Annotated in this window: 17 protein-coding genes; 12 read left to right on the top strand and 5 right to left on the bottom strand. The window is 65.5% G+C overall.

Annotated features, from left to right (window positions below):
• Positions 1–62: 62 nt before the first annotated feature.
• Positions 63–1304: an MFS transporter gene (locus FDW84_RS07620; RefSeq protein WP_138608121.1), complete on the bottom strand. Its 1242-nt coding sequence runs from the start codon at positions 1302–1304 to the stop codon at positions 63–65.
• A 137-nt stretch (positions 1305–1441) separates the two neighbouring features.
• Between FDW84_RS07620 and FDW84_RS07615 the strand changes: the two genes are divergently transcribed.
• Both FDW84_RS07615 and FDW84_RS07610 read left to right on the top strand, forming a co-directional pair.
• Positions 1442–2416 (top strand): LysR family transcriptional regulator, encoded by a 975-nt coding sequence (locus tag FDW84_RS07615; protein ID WP_138608119.1) that lies wholly within the window; start codon positions 1442–1444, stop codon positions 2414–2416.
• Positions 2417–2459: 43 nt separating this feature from the next.
• The gene (locus FDW84_RS07610; protein WP_138608117.1) at positions 2460–3407 is read left to right on the top strand and encodes an N-acetylglucosamine kinase; all 948 of its coding nucleotides are present in this window, start codon (positions 2460–2462) and stop codon (positions 3405–3407) included.
• Positions 3408–3419: 12 nt separating this feature from the next.
• On the opposite strand, the gene FDW84_RS07605 is transcribed toward FDW84_RS07610, so the two are convergent.
• Positions 3420–4436: a pirin family protein gene (locus FDW84_RS07605; protein WP_138608115.1), complete on the bottom strand. Its 1017-nt coding sequence runs from the start codon at positions 4434–4436 to the stop codon at positions 3420–3422.
• A 248-nt stretch (positions 4437–4684) separates the two neighbouring features.
• Between FDW84_RS07605 and FDW84_RS07600 the strand changes: the two genes are divergently transcribed.
• The 6 genes from FDW84_RS07600 (at position 4685) to FDW84_RS07575 (ending at position 10484) form a co-directional block, all read left to right on the top strand.
• Positions 4685–5782: an ABC transporter ATP-binding protein gene (locus FDW84_RS07600; RefSeq protein ID WP_138608113.1), complete on the top strand. Its 1098-nt coding sequence runs from the start codon at positions 4685–4687 to the stop codon at positions 5780–5782.
• Entirely contained in the window at positions 5782–6516 is a 735-nt protein-coding gene (locus tag FDW84_RS07595) for an ABC transporter permease (protein ID WP_138608111.1), read from the top strand. The genes FDW84_RS07600 and FDW84_RS07595 overlap by 1 nt, the downstream gene beginning before the upstream one ends.
• Positions 6513–7256 carry an ABC transporter permease gene (locus tag FDW84_RS07590; RefSeq protein ID WP_138608109.1) on the top strand — a complete coding sequence of 248 codons (744 nt, stop codon included), beginning with the start codon at positions 6513–6515 and terminating at the stop codon, positions 7254–7256. Before FDW84_RS07595 ends, FDW84_RS07590 begins: the two co-directional genes overlap by 4 nt.
• On the top strand, positions 7253–8215 hold the full coding sequence (locus FDW84_RS07585) for an ABC transporter substrate-binding protein (RefSeq protein ID WP_138608107.1): 963 nt from the start codon (positions 7253–7255) through the stop codon (positions 8213–8215). The genes FDW84_RS07590 and FDW84_RS07585 overlap by 4 nt, the downstream gene beginning before the upstream one ends.
• 141 nt (positions 8216–8356) lie before the next feature.
• Complete coding sequence (locus FDW84_RS07580; protein ID WP_138608105.1) at positions 8357–9577, top strand: pyridoxal phosphate-dependent aminotransferase; 1221 nt, start codon at positions 8357–8359, stop codon at positions 9575–9577.
• Positions 9578–9629: 52 nt separating this feature from the next.
• On the top strand, positions 9630–10484 hold the full coding sequence (locus FDW84_RS07575) for a polyphosphate kinase 2 family protein (RefSeq protein WP_138608103.1): 855 nt from the start codon (positions 9630–9632) through the stop codon (positions 10482–10484).
• Between the two features lie 6 nt (positions 10485–10490).
• Here the strand turns inward: FDW84_RS07575 and FDW84_RS07570 are convergent, their stop codons facing one another.
• Entirely contained in the window at positions 10491–10709 is a 219-nt protein-coding gene (locus tag FDW84_RS07570) for an exodeoxyribonuclease VII small subunit (RefSeq protein ID WP_138131962.1), read from the bottom strand.
• Entirely contained in the window at positions 10702–12042 is a 1341-nt protein-coding gene (gene xseA, locus FDW84_RS07565) for an exodeoxyribonuclease VII large subunit (protein WP_138608101.1), read from the bottom strand. The genes FDW84_RS07570 and xseA overlap by 8 nt, the downstream gene beginning before the upstream one ends.
• Before the next feature lie 220 nt (positions 12043–12262).
• Here xseA and FDW84_RS07560 point away from each other — a divergent pair, with 220 nt between their 5' ends.
• Positions 12263–13114 carry a hypothetical protein gene (locus tag FDW84_RS07560; RefSeq protein ID WP_138608099.1) on the top strand — a complete coding sequence of 284 codons (852 nt, stop codon included), beginning with the start codon at positions 12263–12265 and terminating at the stop codon, positions 13112–13114.
• A 9-nt stretch (positions 13115–13123) separates the two neighbouring features.
• Complete coding sequence (locus FDW84_RS07555) at positions 13124–14203, top strand: 4-hydroxy-3-methylbut-2-enyl diphosphate reductase (protein WP_138608097.1); 1080 nt, start codon at positions 13124–13126, stop codon at positions 14201–14203.
• A 97-nt stretch (positions 14204–14300) separates the two neighbouring features.
• Here FDW84_RS07555 and FDW84_RS07550 read toward each other — a convergent pair whose 3' ends face one another.
• Positions 14301–15491, bottom strand: coding sequence for a DNA recombination protein RmuC (locus FDW84_RS07550; RefSeq protein ID WP_138608095.1), 1191 nt, complete (start codon positions 15489–15491; stop codon positions 14301–14303).
• A gap of 101 nt (positions 15492–15592) precedes the next feature.
• Between FDW84_RS07550 and ychF the strand changes: the two genes are divergently transcribed.
• Positions 15593–16678, top strand: a complete 1086-nt coding sequence (gene ychF / locus FDW84_RS07545; protein ID WP_138608093.1) for a redox-regulated ATPase YchF — start codon at positions 15593–15595, stop codon at positions 16676–16678.
• Between the two features lie 97 nt (positions 16679–16775).
• Complete coding sequence (locus tag FDW84_RS07540) at positions 16776–18539, top strand: ABC transporter family substrate-binding protein (protein WP_138608091.1); 1764 nt, start codon at positions 16776–16778, stop codon at positions 18537–18539.
• The last annotated feature ends 73 nt before the right edge of the window (positions 18540–18612 follow it).

Here is an 18612-nt window from a genome sequence, read left to right as displayed (position 1 = left end):
CCGTGCTGCTTTCCCGGCAAGGACAGTTAATTCGCGATCAGTCCTTCCGCACGCCCGCAGTCCTATGTGCCGGCGTGTTCGTTTCGGGGATGGACGACGGCGACAGCTGCGGCGGTGAGGCAGGCAAGGACCATGACTGCCGCGGCCAGCGCGTTCCAGCCGAGTGACTGAAATGCCAGGCCTCCGGCCCAGCCGATGATGCTGGAGCCCAGATAGTAGGCCAGGTTGTAAAGGGAGGCGGCCTGGGCGCGGGCCGTGCTGGCCAAAGCACCCGTCCAGCCGGCTCCGATGCTGTGCGCGGCGAAGAAGCCGCCAGTGAATATGGCGAGCCCGGCCAGTATGAGGGCGAGCGATTGCGTCAGCGTGAGGGCCAGGCCCGCCGTCGAGATGGCAAGCCCGGCGAGCAGGACGCTGCGCCGGCCGAAGCGCAGGGTGAGCCCTGCAGACCAGCGCGAGGTGACAGTCCCGGACAGGTACGCCAGGAAGATCAGGCTGATCAACGTCCCCGGAAGGCCGAAGGGGTCGCCGGACAGCCGGAACCCCAAATAGTTGTAAACCGCCACAAATCCGCCCATCATCAGGAAGGCCTGGCCGTAAAGGACCAGCAGCCGGACGTTCTGGAGGTGCCCGCCGAGGGTCCGGAGGGCGCCGCGCAGGCCGGCCGCCGGGGCGGCAACGAAGCCCCGTGCCCGCGGCACCAGGAGCAGGAAGGCGACGGCGGCCACTGTGGCAAGGAGGGAGACGGCCAGTGCGGCCGCACGCCAGCCCCAGAGTTCGCCCGCCGGCCCGGCCACCAACCGCCCGGCAAGGCCTCCGAGTGTCGTTCCTCCAACGTAGCTTCCCGCCGCCAGGGCAGCATGGGCCTTGCTGACCTCCTCGTTCAGGTAGGCAATGGCGATGGCCGGAATGCCGCCCAGCGCCATGCCCTCGAGCAGTCGAAGGACAAGAAGCATGCCGAAGCTGGTGGACAGCGGAACCAGCAGGCCCAGGAGTGTTGCAACGGAGATGCCCCAGGCCATCGCCCTGACCCTCCCTATCCGGTCCGCGAGGAAGGACCAAGGGATGACGGTCACCGCCAGGCCCACGGTGGCAAGGGAAATCGTGAGGGCCGCCTCGGCCGCGGTGACGTGCAGATCCGCGGCCAGCATCGGCAGTACTGCCTGCGTGGAGTACAGCTGGGCAAAGGTTGCCACGCCGGCAAAGGAAAGTGCCGCGAGCACCCTGGCATACGCCGTCGAACCCCTGGCATGGCCGTCCCACCCCGGGGACTGTCCTAGATCGGAAGGGCGGGCGTTGTGCTGCATCCGGCAAGCGTAGCTTCCGGCTTATAAATGCTTCCAATGCATGCTTCGTGCCACACTGATAGCAAATACGGATGCTTACCCTGGCGCGTCAGTGCTATCCGGGTCAGGATGCGGGAAAAACGAAAGGGGCAGCTTCCATGGATTCGGACCAGAAACAGCTGGTGCAGCTTCTGCCGCTCCTCCCGGTGCTTGCCGAGCTGGGACGGACCGAGCACGTCACGGAAACCGCGGAGCTCCTCGGAGTACCCCAATCCACGGTGAGCCGCGCCCTGGCGCGTGCCAGCGCCGTCGTCGGTACGGAGCTCCTGGTCAGGGACGGCAGGGGCGTGCGTCTCACCCCGGCTGCCCGGACCCTCCTGCCATATATCGAACAGGCCCTGGCGGAGTTCCAGGCCGGGCTGGATCTGGTGCGGAACGATTCCGAGGTGGTCCGGGGCAAGATATCGCTGTCCTTCCAGCACACCTTTGGCGAGGCAACCCTGCCGCTGCTGATCAGTGCCTTCCGTGGCCGGCACCCAGGCGCCGCCTTTACGCTGAGCCAAGGCGCCCGCAGCACCTGCTTGGACGAGGTGGCGTCCGGCGAAGCTGACCTGGCATTGACGGCCCCCGTGGCTGGACAGGGCAGGAACCTGGCCTCGGCACCGCTGTACCGGGAGCCGCTTCGCCTGGTGGTGCACCACCGTCATCCGCTCGCCAAGAGGCCTGCTGCCCACCTCACCGATATCAGGACCGAGCCCTTCGTGGCGCTCGGTCCTGGGTACGGGCTGAGGTCCCTGACCGATGCGCTGTTCCGGGAAGCAGGCTGCCGGCCCCGGATTGCGTTCGAAAGCCAGGACTCGCACACCGTCCGAGGCCTTGTCTCCGCCGGACTGGGCGTCAGTGTCCTGCCGCCCGGCGGGAACGCCCCGGACCTGAGCGCCGGCCCCGAAACCGGGGACCTGGGCCTGGTTGAAATTCCCCTTGACTCACCCTTGGCCTTCCGCGAGGTGGGCCTGTCCTGGCGCCGCCGCAAGCCTGGCTCGGAACCGGTGCCCGTCCGGCTGTTCCGGGACATGGTGGTGACGGAAGGACCGGAGCTCCTCGCCGGGCTGGTCAGGCAGCGGTCCCTGTAAGCGGAAGGCGCCTTGCGCCAGCCGGCACCATTACCCTTGTGACGTGACCTACGCTGAGAATCCCTCTGTACGCCCGTCTGCTCTTTCGGCTCCCGCCTCCAGCCCGCCCCCCGGCGTGATCATTGGCCTGGACATCGGCGGGACCAAGACGCGCGGGGTCCGCTTCGAGGATGGCGTTCCGGTGGCGGATCAGTCGGCAGGCAGTTCAAATGTCCAGAACGTGACGCCTGACGAGGCGGCCCGGAATCTCGCCGACCTCTTCGCGCGCATCGGCGGCGGCCAGGTTGCCCAGGTCTACGCCGGCTCCGGCGGCATTGACACCGACGACGACGCCGCCGCCCTGGCGTCCCTGATCCAGCCGCACGTCCCCGGCGCGCGGGTCACCGTGGTCCATGACTCCCGCCTGCTCCTGGCAGCGGGACATGCCAGTACAGGTGTTGCGGTTATCGCCGGCACGGGTTCGGCGGCCTGGGGCAGGAACGCCGACGGCGGCGAGGCCAGGGCGGGCGGTTGGGGTTACCTTCTCGGCGACGAAGGAAGCGGCTACTGGCTGGGCCGGGAGGCGGTCCGGCACAGCCTGCGCCGGATGAACCAGGGCCAGCCGGCGGACATGCTCACCACGGCACTCCTGCGGTCCTGCGGGGTGGATGATCCCAACCGGCTTATTGCGCTGTTCCATTCGCCCGCCACCGGCCGGCGCTTTTGGGCTCAGCAGGCCAGGCACGTGGTGGAGGCGGCCGCTGCCGGCCACCCCGAGAGCCAGGCACTGCTGGAGCAGGCGGGAGAGGATCTTGCCGCCATGGCCCTGCAGGTGCTCCGCCAGCTGAACCTCACCGGACCGGTGATCCTTGGTGGCGGCCTGGGCATGAACGTGGCGCCGCTGCAGGATTCGTTCCGCCACCACCTGGTGGCCGGGGGAGCAGAGGATATCCGGGTGCTGGACCAGGAACCGGTGTTTGGCGTACTGCAACTGGTTACAGAGCAGGCCTGACGGGCGGAGTCCCTACAACGCCCGCTTCCGGGGGGTGAGCCGAACGGCCGGGAGCGGGGGCGCGGGGATGCGCCCCGCCTCCGGTCCCGCGTCGGGCCCGTGACCGGGTACCAGGCCGTAGCGTGCCCCTGCCTCCTCCGTGTCCGGCAGGAGTGCCTGGGCTTCCCAGTCACTGCGTGCCTGTTCCACCTCCTCGTGGGTACGGCCAACGAAGTTCCACCACATCAGCAGCTCCTCCTGGAAAGGCTCACCGCCGATCAGGAGGAAACGGGTGCCAGGAAGTGCCTGCAGCTGCAGCTCCATCCGTCCGGCACCCAGGTATCCCAGCGGGCCGGGTGGAATATCCTGGCCGTCCACCGCCAGGCCGCCGTCGAGCACCAGCATGCCATGCTCGAAAGCCGGGTTCAGCGGCAGCACCGCGGGCCCGCTGCAGGAAACGTCAGCCCCCACGATCGGCGAGTACATGGTTGCCGGCGAGGCAGCGCCGGCAAGTTCACCCACCATGACCGTGGCAGTGAAGCACTGGCCGCTGACCTGCGGCAGTTCACGGTGCTGCTCGAAGGCAGGCTCCCGGTGCCGTTCACCGTCCGGCAGGGCCACCCAGAGCTGCAGCCCGCGCTGCACCGGGAGCACTTCTCCAGCGGCCGGCAGCACCGCGAACTCCGAGTGGGAAACGCCGTGCCCCGCCGTCATGATGTTCAGTTCGCCCGGCCGGACCACCACGTCACTGCCAACGCTGTCGCGGTGCCGGATGTGTCCCGCCAGGGGCCAGGTCACCGTCTGGAGGCCGGTGTGTGGGTGCGGGAGCACGGACATCGCCGTCCGGTCAGGGCCGAAGCTGTCCAGAAAACACCATGCGCCGATGGTGGGAAGGCCTCGCTGCGGCAGCGTCCGCTGGACGTTCATGGCACGGACACCGCCGAGCGGTACTTCACGTTCCGGCCACAACTGCAGGCAGGGGCCGGAACCGCCGTCCGCTCCTGCAGGCGGGCAGATTTCCTGCTGGGGGGCAATTTCCAGGTTGGTCACGTCTACACTCTAGGCCGGTCCGAGCCAGCCGGCACCGCCCGCGAGCTTTGCCGCATGCGTTGGAAAGGGGGATGTCCCATCCGGTCCGCTCCCGGCTCCGAATGGTTACAGATGGGATTCCTTTTCCCCTAAATGGCGGCATTGCAGGTGTTGCCAGGCCCGGATTGGGTTACCGTAACTATCAGCGTGCTGATGACAATGTCGCGGTGCTCACAGAAGCCGACGAGCAGAACAGGTAAGTCCGCACCATGGACCAGGCGATGATCGAGTTCCAGAGCGTTTCCAAGCGGTACCAGGGCGGGCAGCCGGCCGTGGACAACCTTTCCATGTCCATCGGCAAGGGCACGATCACCGTTCTCGTCGGACCGTCCGGCTGTGGCAAGACAACCTCCCTGCGCATGATCAACAGGATGGTGGAACCAACCACCGGCACCATCACCGTCGGCGGCAAGGACGTCACTTCTGTTCCTGCTGCCGAACTCCGCCGTTCCATGGGTTACGTCATGCAGTCCGCCGGGCTGCTGCCGCACCGTTCCGTGTTGGACAACATCGCCACGGTGCCCCGCCTGAACGGAGTATCGAAATCTGACGCGCGCCGCCGGGCCGGGGAGCTTTTGGACGTGGTGGGCCTGGCCACGTCACTCGGCGGGCGCTACCCCTCCCAGCTTTCCGGCGGCCAGCAGCAGCGGGTTGGTGTTGCCCGTGCGCTCGCCGCTGACCCTCCGGTCCTTCTCATGGACGAACCGTTCAGCGCCGTGGACCCCGTGGTCCGCGACGAACTCCAGCAGGAACTGCTGCGGCTCCAGAAGGAGCTGGCGAAAACCATCGTGTTCGTCACCCACGACATTGATGAGGCCACCGTGCTGGGAGACAAGGTGGCAGTCTTCGCCGTGGGCGGCAAGCTGGCCCAGTACGCCACGCCGGAGGAGATCCTTCGGGCCCCGGCCAGTGATTTTGTTGCCTCCTTTGTGGGGCGGGACCGGGGCTTCCGCCACCTGGGCTTCAGCCCGTCCAACGGCGTCACCATCCATCAGGTGCCGACCATCGTCCGGGGCCGCGACGGCGCTGGCACGGATTCCGCCTCCGGGGGCTGGCAGCTGGTGGTGGATGAGGAGATGCGCCCGCTGGGCTGGGTTGCCCCCGGAGCCGGTGCCGGCCTGATCCCGGGCGGATCGCTTTTCCGCACGGGGGAGAGCCTGCGCCGGGCGCTGGACGCTGCACTCTCCTCGCCGTCCGGCCTGGGTGTGGCGGTGGACGGCGACGGCAGGGTGCAGGGTGTCATCCGGGGCGGTGAAGTACTGGCCCTCATCGAAGAGGCACGCCAGGTCCGGCAGGCTGCACTCTGATGGAGTGGTTCCTCGCCAACAGCAGCATGGTCCTGGAACGTGCCGGCCAGCACATGCTGCTGGCCATCATTCCCATGGTCCTTGGGCTGGTCATCTCCATCCCGCTGGCCCAGCTGGCACGGCAAAACAGGGCCCTCCGCTCCGTGGTGCTGACAGCCTCCTCGCTCCTGTACACCATCCCTTCGCTGGCGCTGTTCATCATTTTGCCCACCATTCTGGGCACCAGGATCCTCGATCCGCTCAACGTGGTGGTTGCCCTGACCATCTATGCGGTGGCGCTGCTGGTCCGTGCCGCCCTCGACGCCTTCGACTCTGTCAGCGAGGACGTGAGCCAGGCCGCCGTCGCGATGGGCTTCAAACCGCTGGCGCGCTTCCTGAGGGTGGACCTGCCGCTGTCCCTGCCGGTCCTGTTCGCAGGGCTCCGGGTGGTTTCGGTGAGCAACATTTCGCTGGTCAGCGTGGCAGCCCTGCTGGGAATCGGAAACCTCGGGATGCTTTTCACGTCGGGGCTGCAGCGGGACTTTGTCACCGAAGTGGTGGTGGGGATCATCGCCATCCTGGTCCTGGCATTGCTCATGGATGCCCTGCTGGTCCTGCTGGAGCGGCTTCTCACCCCCTGGGAGCGGGCAGGCAGGCCGGGAAGCCGGCAACAGGATGCGGGCACCGCAGGAGAGGCAGTTAATGCCGCCGCCCGGCGCCTGTCAGCAGCGAAGACCGGAGGCGGAAACCCATGAGCGTTTTTTCCGACACCTTCGCATGGCTGGCCGATCCGGAGCAGTGGTCCGGCAGCGCCGGCATACCCGCCCGGCTGGCGGAGCACCTCCAATACACCGGCCTGGTCATGCTGATCGCCGCCGCCATCGCTGTCCCCGTTGGCCTTTATGTTGGCCACACAGGTCGGGGAAAAGTGGCGGTGGTGGCGCTCGCGGGGGCACTGCGCGCCCTGCCAACGCTTGGCCTGCTCACGCTCTTCGTCCTGCTCGCAGGGATCGGGCTGATGCCCCCCATCTGGGCGCTGGTCATCCTCACGGTCCCGCCGCTCCTGGCCGGCACCTACGCGGGTATCTCCAGCGTGGACCGGAATGTGGTGGATGCCGCCCGCGCCATGGGCATGACGGAACTCCAGGTTTTGTTCCGGGCAGAACTCCCCAACGCGCTCACCGTGATGTTCGGCGGCTTCCGGACGGGGGTGCTGCAGGTCATTGCCACGGTTTCCGTGGTGGCCTACATCAACCTCGGCGGGCTCGGCCGGTACCTTTTCGACGGGCTGGTCCTCAGTGACTTCCCGCAGATGCTGGGAGGTTCCCTGCTCATCGCGGCGCTGGCCATCGCCGTCGACCTCTTCCTGTCCCTGTTCCAGAGGCTGTTCCTGGCAACAGGGGCCTCGTCCCAGTCCCGCCGCAGCCAGGAGGTTGCGGTCAATCTCACAGACCCCGTGCTTACGGAGACTGTTGTACAAGGAGGTAAACCATGAAAGAAAACCGTCCCCATCGTTTGGGCAGGCGGGCCTTCGGCGGACTGGCCGCAGGCCTGGGCATGGCTGTGGCCCTCTCAGCCTGCGGCGGGTCATCCGATCCGCTGAGCAATGCTCCGGCAACGACGGGAGGGGCGCCCGGAGAAGCGACGTCGCTGGTGGTCGGGTCGGCGGACTTTCCGGAAAGCCAGATCGTCGCTGAGCTGTACGCGGGCGCCTTGAACGCTGCCGGCGTCACTGCAACCACCAAGCCGAACATCGGTTCCCGGGAGGTGTACTTCAAGGCTGTCCAGGACGGGTCAGTGGATGTGGTTCCGGACTACACCGGTAATCTGCTGCTGCACGTGGACAAGGAAGCCACGGAGGAGTCGGCTGAGGACATCGCCAGGGCGCTTCCTGACAAGCTGCCGGACGGCCTCGCGGTGCTGGAAGCATCCAAGGCTGAAAACAAGGACGCCATGGTGGTCACCAAGGCTACGGCCGAGAAGTACCAGCTTAAGTCCATTGAAGACCTGGCCAAGGTGTGCAGCGAGATCGTGGTGGGTGCGCCGGCCACCTTTGCCGAGCGTGCCTACGGGCTCCCCGGCCTGAAGGAGAACTACAACTGCGAGCCGAAGAAACTCGAGCCGTTCAGTGACGGCGGCGGGCCGGTGACGCTCAAGGCGCTCCTGGAGGACCAGGTGCAGGTGGCGGACATCTACACCACCACGCCGTCCATCGCGGACAATGACCTCGTGGTGCTTGAGGATCCGAAAAACAACTTCATTGCCCAGCAGGTCGTCCCGCTGTACAACGAAGCCAAGATGACGGACAAGGCGAAAGAGGCGCTCAACTCCGTGTCCCGCACGCTGACCACGGAGGACCTGATCAACCTCAACCGCGCAGTCAGCGGCAGCCAGAAACAGGGTGCCAAGGAAGCGGCGGATACCTGGCTCAAGGAAAAGGGCATCGTTAAGTAGCCGTTACTTAGCCCATTTCAGCAGTACGACGGCGGCTGCCGGACTTTCGGAAGTCCGGCAGCCGCCGTCGTCCGTCCCTGGTGGACGCCATGTGTCCCATGTCTCAACGGCCGCCCATCCTTCCTGTGGCATATTTGATGGATGGCAGAATTCAGGCAGTCCACGAAACTCAACAACGTCCTTTATGACATTCGTGGACCGATCCTTCAGGCCGCCCAGCAGATGGAAGCCGAAGGCCACCGCATCCTTAAGCTGAACATCGGCAACCCCGCCCCGTTCGGCTTCGAAGCGCCGGACGCCATCCTGGTGGACATGATCCGCCACCTGCCCCATGCCCAGGGCTACAGCGACTCGCGCGGCATCTTTTCCGCGCGCACCGCGGTGTCGCAGTACTACCAGACCCGCGGTATCCAGAACATCCATGTGGACGACATCTACCTGGGCAACGGTGTGAGCGAGCTCATCACCATGTCCCTCATGGCCCTGCTGGATGACGGTGACGAGGTCCTCATCCCCACGCCGGACTACCCGCTGTGGACCGCCTCCGTTGCCCTGGCCAGCGGCAGGCCGGTGCACTACCTCAGCAACGAGGAGACCGGCTGGCAGCCGGACCTTGAGGACATGGAAGCCAAGATCACGCCCCGCACCAAGGGCATCGTGGTCATCAATCCCAACAACCCCACCGGCGCTGTGTATCCGGAAGAGACGCTGCGGAAGATCGTGGCCCTTGCCGAAAAGCACGGCCTGGTGATCTTCGCCGACGAGATCTACGAAAAGATTCTTTACGAAGACGCCGTGCATGTGAACATGGCGAAACTGACCGGCGACGACGTCCTGTGCCTTACCTTCAGCGGTCTGTCCAAGGCCTACCGCGTGTGCGGCTACCGGGCCGGGTGGATGGCCATTTCCGGTCCCAAGAAGGATGCCGCGGACTACCTGGAAGGCATCAGCCTCCTGGCCAACATGCGGCTCTGCGCCAATGTCCCGGCCCAGCACGCCATCCAGACGGCACTCGGCGGATACCAGAGCATCAATGACCTGATCCTGCCCGGCGGCCGGCTGCTGGAACAGCGCAACAAGGCCTACGACATGCTCAACGCGATACCGGGTGTGAGCACCCAGCAGGCCCGGGGTGCCCTCTACCTCTTTCCGAAGCTCGACCCCGAGGTTTACCACATCCGGGACGACGAGAAGTTCGTCCTGGACCTGCTCAGAGAACAGAAGATCCTGGTATCCCACGGCAGGGCGTTCAACTGGGTCCGCCCGGACCACTTCCGCATGGTGACCCTGCCCAACGTCAAGGACATCGAAGAGGCCGTGGGACGGATGGGGGACTTCCTCAGCAGGTACCAGGGGAACTAGCCTGTGCTCACGGGCGCTTTGGGTCCGTGGAACTTCGCGGAAAGGATTCCCCATGGCCGGCACCGTTGGCTTCGATCAGCACCCTTCCGAGACCCTGCGGGCGGGAAAGGGTTTCTCCCTGGCCGGCGTCGATCCTGAATCGACGCCCGGCTACAGCGGCACCAAGGAGGACGGCCAGGCCCTGCTGGCGGAAATGGACGACGAACTCGCGGAGCTGCAGGAAAAGCTGTTTGCCGAGTCACGGTTTGGCGGGCGCAAGCGGATCCTGCTGATCCTGCAGGCCATGGACACCGCCGGCAAGGGCGGAATTGTCCACCACGTGATGGCAGCCATGAATCCCCAGGGCGTCCAGTTCAAAGCCTTCAAGGCGCCCACAGATGAGGAGAAGTCCTACGATTTCCTCTGGCGGATCGAAAAGGAAGTGCCTGCCGCCGGCATGGTGGGGGTGTTCGACCGTTCCCACTACGAGGACGTCCTGATCCACCGCGTCCACCGCTGGGTCGGCCCCGAGGAAATCAAGCGGCGGTACGTGGCCATCAATGAGTTCGAGGCGCGGCTCAGCGGGTCCGGAACCACGGTAGTAAAGGTAATGCTCCACATCAGCGGCAAGGAACAGAAAGAGCGGCTGCTGGCCCGGCTGGACAACCCGGCCAAGCACTGGAAGTACAGCCGTGGAGACCTGGACGAACGCGCTTTCTGGGAGGACTACATGAGCGCTTACCAGGCGGCCATCGATGAAACCAACACCGCGCATGCACCGTGGCACGTCATCCCGGCGAACAAAAAATGGTATGCCAGGATCGCCGTTCAGCAGCTGCTGCTGAGTGCCATGGAGGGCCTGGACCTCCAATGGCCCAAAGCTGAGTTCGACGTTGCACTGGAGCGGGAGCTGGTGGCGCGGTCCTGAGGCGGTTTACAACGGCTGGTCGCGGGCAGCCGCCAGCCGCTTCCTGGCGCCTTCCAGCCACTCCTCGCACCGCGCGGCCAAGGCCTCGCCCCGTTCCCACAGCGCCAGGGATTCCTCGAGGCTGGCGCCGCCGGCCTCAAGTTTCCCCACCACAGCAATGAGCTGTTCGCGGGCCTCCTCATAGCTGAGGGCCTGAATGTCGTTCCCTGGCTTTTGGTCAGTCACTGGGTTCTCCGGTTTCCGTGCTGTGCTGTTCGAGTGTTCCGGTGGACGTTGCGCCGAAGCGGCCCTCGGCAACCCGGATGGACAGAGGCGCGCCTGCCGGGGCCTCAGCAGGCCGTCGCACCACGGCATGGCCCTGCGCGGCGGCCTGTTGCGCCTGCTGTGCGGCGAGTTCGACGACGGCGTACCCCCTGTCCAGGGTTTTCTGCGGCGACAGCGCCCGCACCTGGGCCTTCAGGTGCTCCAGTTGGTCGGCGGCGCGGACCACGGAGGAACTTACGGCAGCGGAGGACCTTCTCAGCAGGCGCTCGATCTCCTCCGCACGGATGGTCACCAGTCCCTCGGGCGCTGCCAGCACGGGCCGGGAATGCAGGGAGGCGAGGCGGTCCGATTCCCGGTCCACCAGCCGCTCCATGCACCGCCGCAGCTGGACGCGGGCCTGCCGGACACCTGCAAGTTCCTCGGACACCTCCGGGACAATCCGTTTAGCGGCGTCAGTGGGGGTGGAAGCCCGCAGGTCCGCAACGTCGTCCAACAGTGGCCTGTCCGCCTCATGGCCGATGGCGCTGACCACCGGTGTGGCGGCCGCCGCCACGGCACGGATCAGTTCCTCACTGTTGAACGGCAGGAGGTCCTCGAGTGCACCTCCACCGCGGGCGATGACGATGACATCAACCTCGGGCCGGGCGTCCAGGTCCCGCAGCGCGCGCACCACCTGGGCGACGGCCGTGTTCCCTTGGACGGCCACTTCCCGGATTTCAAACTCAACCGCAGGCCAGCGCAGGGCGGCATTGCGCAGGATGTCCTTCTTGGCGTCCGAGTCCCGCCCGGTGATGAGCCCGATGCGGTGCGGCAGCAGCGGCAGGGGCTTTTTGCGGGAGTCGGCGAAGAGGCCTTCGGCGGAAAGGGCCTGGCGCAGCCGTTCGATTCTGGCAAGGAGGTCGCCCAGGCCCACCGGCCGGATGTCCCTGACCAGCATGTTCAACCGGCCCGTCTTCATCCAGAACTCGGGCTTCAGCAGCGCCACCACGCGGGATCCGCGTTCCAGCGGAAGATTCTGGCGCTCCAGCACCTTTGTCCAGACCGACGCGGGCAGCGACACCTCTGCGTCGACGTCACGCAGCGTCAGGTAGGCGTTGCTGCCGCGCCGGTTCATCTCGATGACCTGGCCTTCGACCCATGCGGACGGAGTGCGGTCGATATGCGCCTTCAGCTTTTGCGATAGCAGTTGGAGCGGCCACGGATTGTCCGGACTGGTTTCGGCGGCGGTGGCAGGAAGCGTGCTGGGCGCGGCAAGTTGCTGCGCGGGGACCGGGAGGGACGCCTGTTCAGACATGCAAACGCCCTTGCGGGGCTGGGGCTGCGGGCATGGGGTCCTTCATCCGTTGTTCGGCTGTTCTTGCGAGGGTGTCCACTGCGGGTGTCTGCCATACGGCTGTCTGCTGCTGTACGGTCATTCAACCTTATCCATAAGCAGTAGCACGGGGGACTGACAGAACCCGCCCGGCTGCCCTGCCTAGGATGGTTTGACGCCCTTAACCCACGAAGGATCCGCTGTGCGAACTTTTGTCTCCGCTACCGCCACTGTGCTGGCAGTCCTGCTGGCCGCCGTGGCCGGTCCAGCCATATGGCTGGACCGCAACATTGCCCAGGAGGAGGGATTCGTGGAACTGGCGGGACCGCTGGGAAGCAACTCGGAGTTCCAGCAGCAACTTGCCACGGCAGCAATCGGAACGATTGATACCAGCGCCGTTCCGGGGTTCCTCGCCGGCCTGGTCCAGCCGGTGCTTGCGGACGCAGCAGCCTCATTGACCGGCCTGCCCGGATATCCGGCCGCCTGGGAGGAGGCGCTGCGGAGGAGCCACCGCCTTAGCTTCGCCACCCAGGGAACGGACGACGGCGGAGCGGCCTCCGCTTCGTCCGTCACCCTTGACGTTGCTCCCTTGGTGGCGCTGGGCGCCGAAGAGATTTCCCGGGCCACCGGGCTCCCGCTGGACCCGCCGGACCAGACACTGATCAACGTGGGCCAGCCTGAGCACAAGGAATGGACCGAACGCCTCGCCACCTACGCTCCCGCCGGCTACCTGCTGGCCGGGGGATCCGCCGTCGCAATGCTTCTTGCCCTCGTCGCGGCCCGGCGCCGCTCCGCAGTCCTTGCCGGCGCGGGAGTCGCGGCGCTGCTGCTCGCGGCCATCTGGACGCTCGGGGCCGGTATTGCCTCCGCTGCGGCGGGGTCCGCGGACAGCGGAAATGAGGTTGCCAACATGTTCAGGGATGAGTTCGTGGCTGCCTCGGCGGCGGATTTCCAGGCTTGGACAGTGGCAGCGGCGGTGACCGGTGGAGCGCTGCTCGTGCTTGGCCTTGTGGCCGGCCTCACCACGCGAAAGCGGGCACGGGCAACCCGGTAGCATGGAGTAATGAGCCCCTCAGCTGTTGCCCTTTCGATGCCAACCATCCCGCGTAGGCGCCGCTCACCTGAGGAAGTAGCTGCCGCAGCCCCCGTCACCGGAACCAAGAAGGTGCTGCTCGCTGCTCCCCGCGGTTACTGTGCCGGCGTTGACCGCGCCGTTATCGCTGTCGAGAAGGCGCTGGAACATTACGGTCCTCCCGTGTACGTGCGGAAGCAGATCGTGCACAACGTTCACGTCGTCAGTTCCCTGGAGGAAAAGGGCGCCATTTTCGTGGAGGAAACAGATGAAGTGCCGGAAGGGGCCCTCGTCATCTTCTCCGCCCATGGCGTATCCCCGGCCGTGGTCCAGTCCGCGGAGGACCGGGGCCTGCGCACCATCGACGCCACCTGCCCTCTGGTGACCAAGGTGCACAAGGAGGCTGTCCGCTTCGCCAAGGATGATTTCGACATCCTCCTGATCGGACACGACGGCCATGAGGAGGTCGAGGGCACCGCCGGTGAAGCGCCGGAACATATCCAGATCATCAACGGCCCGCACGAAGTGGACAAGGTCACGGTTCGGGATCCGGAAAGGGTCATCTGGTTGTCGCAGACCACCCTCAGCGTGGACGAAACCATGGAGACGGTCCGGTTGCTCAAGGAGCGGTTCCCCACGCTCCAGGACCCGCCCAGCGACGACATTTGCTACGCCACCACCAACCGGCAGGTAGCGATCAAGAAAATTTCGCCGCAGGCAGACCTGGTGATCGTTGTGGGTTCGGCGAACTCCTCGAACTCCGTCCGCCTCGTCGAGGTGGCCCTCGAATACGGGGCAAAGGCCTCGTACCGGGTGGACTTCGCAAACGAGGTTGACGAGGCCTGGTTCGAGGGCGTGGCCACGGTTGGTGTGACGTCCGGGGCCTCCGTGCCGGAAGTTTTGGTGCAGGACGTGCTTCGCCTGCTGGCCGATTACGGCTACGGCACCGTCGAGGAAGTCGTCACGGCGGAGGAGGACCTTCTGTTCTCGCTGCCCAAGGAACTCCGCGCCACCCTCAAGCAGGCAGGCGACGTCAGCCGGGCCCTGGGCGGCCGCCGGGCACGCAACTGATTCTTCGCACGCAACTTACTCTTCGCGTCCACGGATGATTCCCACGAAAGTGGGCCTGGCAGTCCGCCAGGCCCACTTTCGTTCCACCCGCCCCTGTTCAGGCGGCTTCGTCGTCGCTCTGCAGCTCCGGCGCGGCCAGTGCCCGCGGGGTGACCTCGACTACCGGCGGCGCGGAAAGCCCGGACTCCTCCAGGGAGTTCAGTTTCCGGGCAGTGGGCAGGACGCGGGCTTCGAGGGTTCCCACCATGGCGTTGTAGCGGTCCACCGATGACTTCAGCGAGGACCCCAGCTTGCTGACGTTCTCGCCGAGCGTCCCCATCCGGTCGTACAGCTGCCGGGCCAGCTCGAACAGCTCCCGGGCGCTGTCCGTCAGGACATCCTGCCGCCAGGTAAAGGCCACCGATTTCAGCACGGCCAGCAGCGTGCTGGGGGAGGCGAGCACCACGTTCTTCGAGAGGGCGTGATCCAGGAGCCCTGCGTCGGCTGTGAGCGCGGCAGCCAAAATGGATTCGGCGGGGATGAAGCAAATCACCAGTTCCGGGGAGTTGCCGGGAATGTCCCAGTACTTTTTGTTGCTCAACGAATCGACGTGGGCACGCAGCGCCTTGGCATGGGCCGTAAGCAGGGCCTGCTGGTCGCGGCGTTCCTGTCCCGCACCCAGTTCCTGCGCCTGCAGGTAGGAGGAGAGGGGTACTTTGGCGTCCACCACCAGCTGTTTTTCGCCGGGCAGCTGGACCACCAGGTCGGGCCGCACGCTTGAGTCGCCCCCGACGCTGTGCACCTGCTCGATGAAATCGACGTGCCGAAGCATCCCGGATGCTTCCACGACCCGCCGCAGCTGGACTTCCCCCCACTGTCCACGGGCGCTGTTGGAGCGAAGGGCAGACTCCAGGGCGTGGGTGGAACGGATCAGCTGTTCATCCGAGAGCCGGGCTTCCTGAAGCTGCTGTGCCAGCTGGCCATACTGTTCCACCCGGTCGCGCTCCAGCAGCGCCACCTGCTGCTGTACCGCAGTGAGTTTCTCCGCCACTGGCGCCAGTGCGCGCAGCACACTGCCGTCCTGCGTGCGTGCCTCGCCCAGTTCCCGGTTCTGTGCAGACAAAAGCCGCCGCTCGGCGTCGGCGGCGGCAAACTGAGCGCTGACCTCCGAAAGCCGCGAAGATACGGCGTCGAAATCCTCTTCCAGCCCCCGGGCGTTTTTCCGCAGCACGAAGAACACCGCTCCAGCGCCCGCAAAGGCACCCAGCAGCAGCATGAACAAAGCAAGAACCAACGCGAAAGCATCCATGCCCTCACTGTCGCATGGGGCTGCGACATTTCCCCGAAGCGACATTTCTGCCAGGAAGTCCCGCAGCCCCGGAGCCCGCGCTGCGGGTAGAATCAATGCTCGTGGCTCTTACTATTGGCATCGTCGGACTGCCCAACGTCGGCAAATCAACCCTCTTCAACGCACTCACCCGCAACCAGGTCCTGGCCGCGAACTATCCGTTCGCCACCATCGAACCGAACGTCGGCGTCGTGAACCTGCCCGACCCCCGGCTCCAGAAACTCGCGGAGATCTTCGGTTCCCAGCGGGTACTGCCCGCAGCCGTCTCGTTCGTGGACATTGCCGGCATCGTCAAGGGAGCATCCGAAGGGGAGGGGCTGGGCAACCAGTTCCTGGCCAACATCCGCGAGGCGGAAGCCATCGCCGAAGTGGTGCGCGTGTTTGACGATCCGGACGTCATCCACGTCGACGGCAAGGTGGACCCCCGCTCCGACATGGAGACCATCAACACCGAACTGATCCTCGCCGATCTGCAGACCATCGAAAAGGCCATTCCCCGGATCGAAAAAGAGGTCAAGATCAAGAAGCGCGAGGTTGCCGAGCTCGCTGCGATCAAGGCAGCACAGGCAGTGCTCGAGCGCGGGGACACCGTCTACTCCTCCATCAAGAGCGACAAGCTGGAGATGGAACACCTCAAGGAACTAAGCCTCCTGACCGCCAAGCCCTTCATCTATGTGTTCAACGTGGACGAAGGGATCCTGGGGAGCCCGGAAAAGCAGGAAGAACTGCGCGCGATGGTTGCGCCGGCCGACTGCATCTTCCTGGACGCAAAGCTCGAAGCCGACCTCGTTGAACTCGATGAGGAAGAAGCCCGCGAGATGCTGGAGATGAACGGCCAGGACGAATCCGGGCTTGACCAGCTGGCCCGTGTCGGCTTCCACACCCTTGGACTGCAGACATACCTGACGGCCGGTCCCAAGGAAACACGCGCGTGGACCATTCGCCAGGGAGACACCGCACCGCAGGCGGCCGGCGTCATCCACACGGACTTCCAGCGCGGCTTCATCAAGGCCGAGGTGGTGGCGTTTGATGACCTGATCGCGGCTGGATCCATGGCGGAGGCGAAGTCCCGCGGCAAGGTCAGGATCGAGGGCAAGGAGTACGTCATGGCCGACGGCGACGTCGTGGAGTTCCGCTTCAACGTCTGATCAAGCCGCTGACCCGCCGGACGCCTTATCCTGAATAACAGGGCGTGATCCTGCGATGCCAGGAGCCCCTCCCGCAATAGCAAAACAAGGAGGCGGCATGCCGGTCAGGCGTCTGATGCAGTACATCACCGCGGCCGTGGTGGCTGCCATGGTCCTCGCAGGCTGCTCGGGCAGCGGCGGCGCCGCCCCGGTGGTGGTGGGTGAGGCCAAACGCGGCGGCAGTGTAACTGTCGCGGAGGTCAACGCCTTTTCGTCCTTCAACCCGTACAGCGCCGGCGGCAATACCGACATCAATTCGAAGATCGGCTACATCACGCATTCGGGCTTCTACTATCTGGATGACGGCGCGAGGGTGGTGCGGAACGAAAAGTTCGGCCGGTATGAGAAGGTCTCGGACCAGCCGCTCAAGGTGAGGTACACCGTCAACGAGGGCGTCAAATGGTCCGACGGCGAAGCGATTGATGCCGGGGACCTCCTCCTGGGCTGGGCGGCCGGTTCAGGCTATTTCGACGACGCTGACCTTACAGCCGGAACGGGAACAAAGTACTTCTCGGTTGCCTCTGACACCAGCGGCCTCGCGGGCACCGTCTTCCCTGAGATCGGTGGAGACGGCCGCTCCATCACCCTGGAATACGCCATCCCCTACGCTGACTGGGAAGTCGCTTTCGACGTCGGACTCCCTGCCCACGTCATTGCGGCGAAAAGCGGCCTGAACGACGAAGAGGACCTGGTTGACCTGCTCCGGGATTCGCCGCGCGGCAATGCGGAAGAGCCGGCGGTCAATGCGCCGCTCAAGCGGGTCAGCGATTTCTGGAATTCCGGGTTTGATTCCGCCGGCCTCCCCGATGATCCTGCGATGTACCTTTCCAGTGGCCCATACATCGTCAGGGACATCGTTCCTGAAGTCTCCATGAAGCTCGTCCGCAACCGCGACTACGTCTGGGGACAGGAACCCTGGCTTGATGAGATCAACGTGCGCTTCACCGGCGCTGTGCCTGCGGCAGTTGATGCGCTCCGGAACGGCCAGGCCGACATCATTTCACCGCAGCCTTCGGCGGGGACAGAAGAACTCTTCGCCGGCTTGGCTGGCCAGGGCACCACCGTTGAGCGCTACAGCCAATCCGGCTACGACCATCTGGACCTCAGGTTTTCCGGGCCTTTTGCCGATGAAGACGTGCGCGAGGCGTTCCTCAAAGCCGTTCCCCGCCAGGCCATCGTCGACGCCGTGGTGGGTGATCTCCTGCCCGATGCGAAGCCCCTCGATTCGCACGTTTTCCTCCCCGCCCAGCCCAAGTACAACGACACCGTCAAGAACAACGGCTCCTCGGATTACGCAGAGGTGGACATCGACGCGGCCAAGGCCCTGTTGAAGGGCGCAACCCCCACTGTCCGGATTCTTTACAACCGCGATAACCCCAACCGCGCCAGGGCATTTTCCATGATCCGGGATTCCGCCGCGTTAGCTGGTTTCCAGGTGATCGATGCCGGGTTGGGGAGCGCTGACTGGGCCCGGGCCCTCGGTGGCGAAGGATACGACGCCGCGCTGCTGGGTTGGATCGGCACGGCGGCGGGAGTCAGCCGCATTCCACAGATTTTCCGTACCGGGGCGGGCAGCAACTTCAACGGCTTCTCCGACGGCGATGCGGACAAAGCGATGGAACAGCTGGCCGGCACCGCGGACCTGGCCAGGCAGGATGAGCTCCTCGCGGAGATTGACAAACAGATCTGGGAGAGCGCCTATGGGCTCCCGCTGTACCAGACCATTGGGACCACCGCCTTCAACGCCCGCGTGACGGGCGTCAAAACCAGTTCGGGGCCCTTGGGCGTGTGGTGGAACGTCTGGGATTGGCGCCTGGCATAACCTGCCATGTCCTGCCCTTATGGGAGAGGCAGCTTTCAGTTGTCCTGATTCGCAGTCACGGCTACCGGCGAGT

It is taken from the genome of Pseudarthrobacter sp. NamE5 (assembly GCF_005796225.1).
Classification (GTDB): Bacteria; Actinomycetota; Actinomycetes; order Actinomycetales; family Micrococcaceae; genus Arthrobacter.
This window is presented reverse-complemented; position numbering and strand designations above follow the sequence as displayed.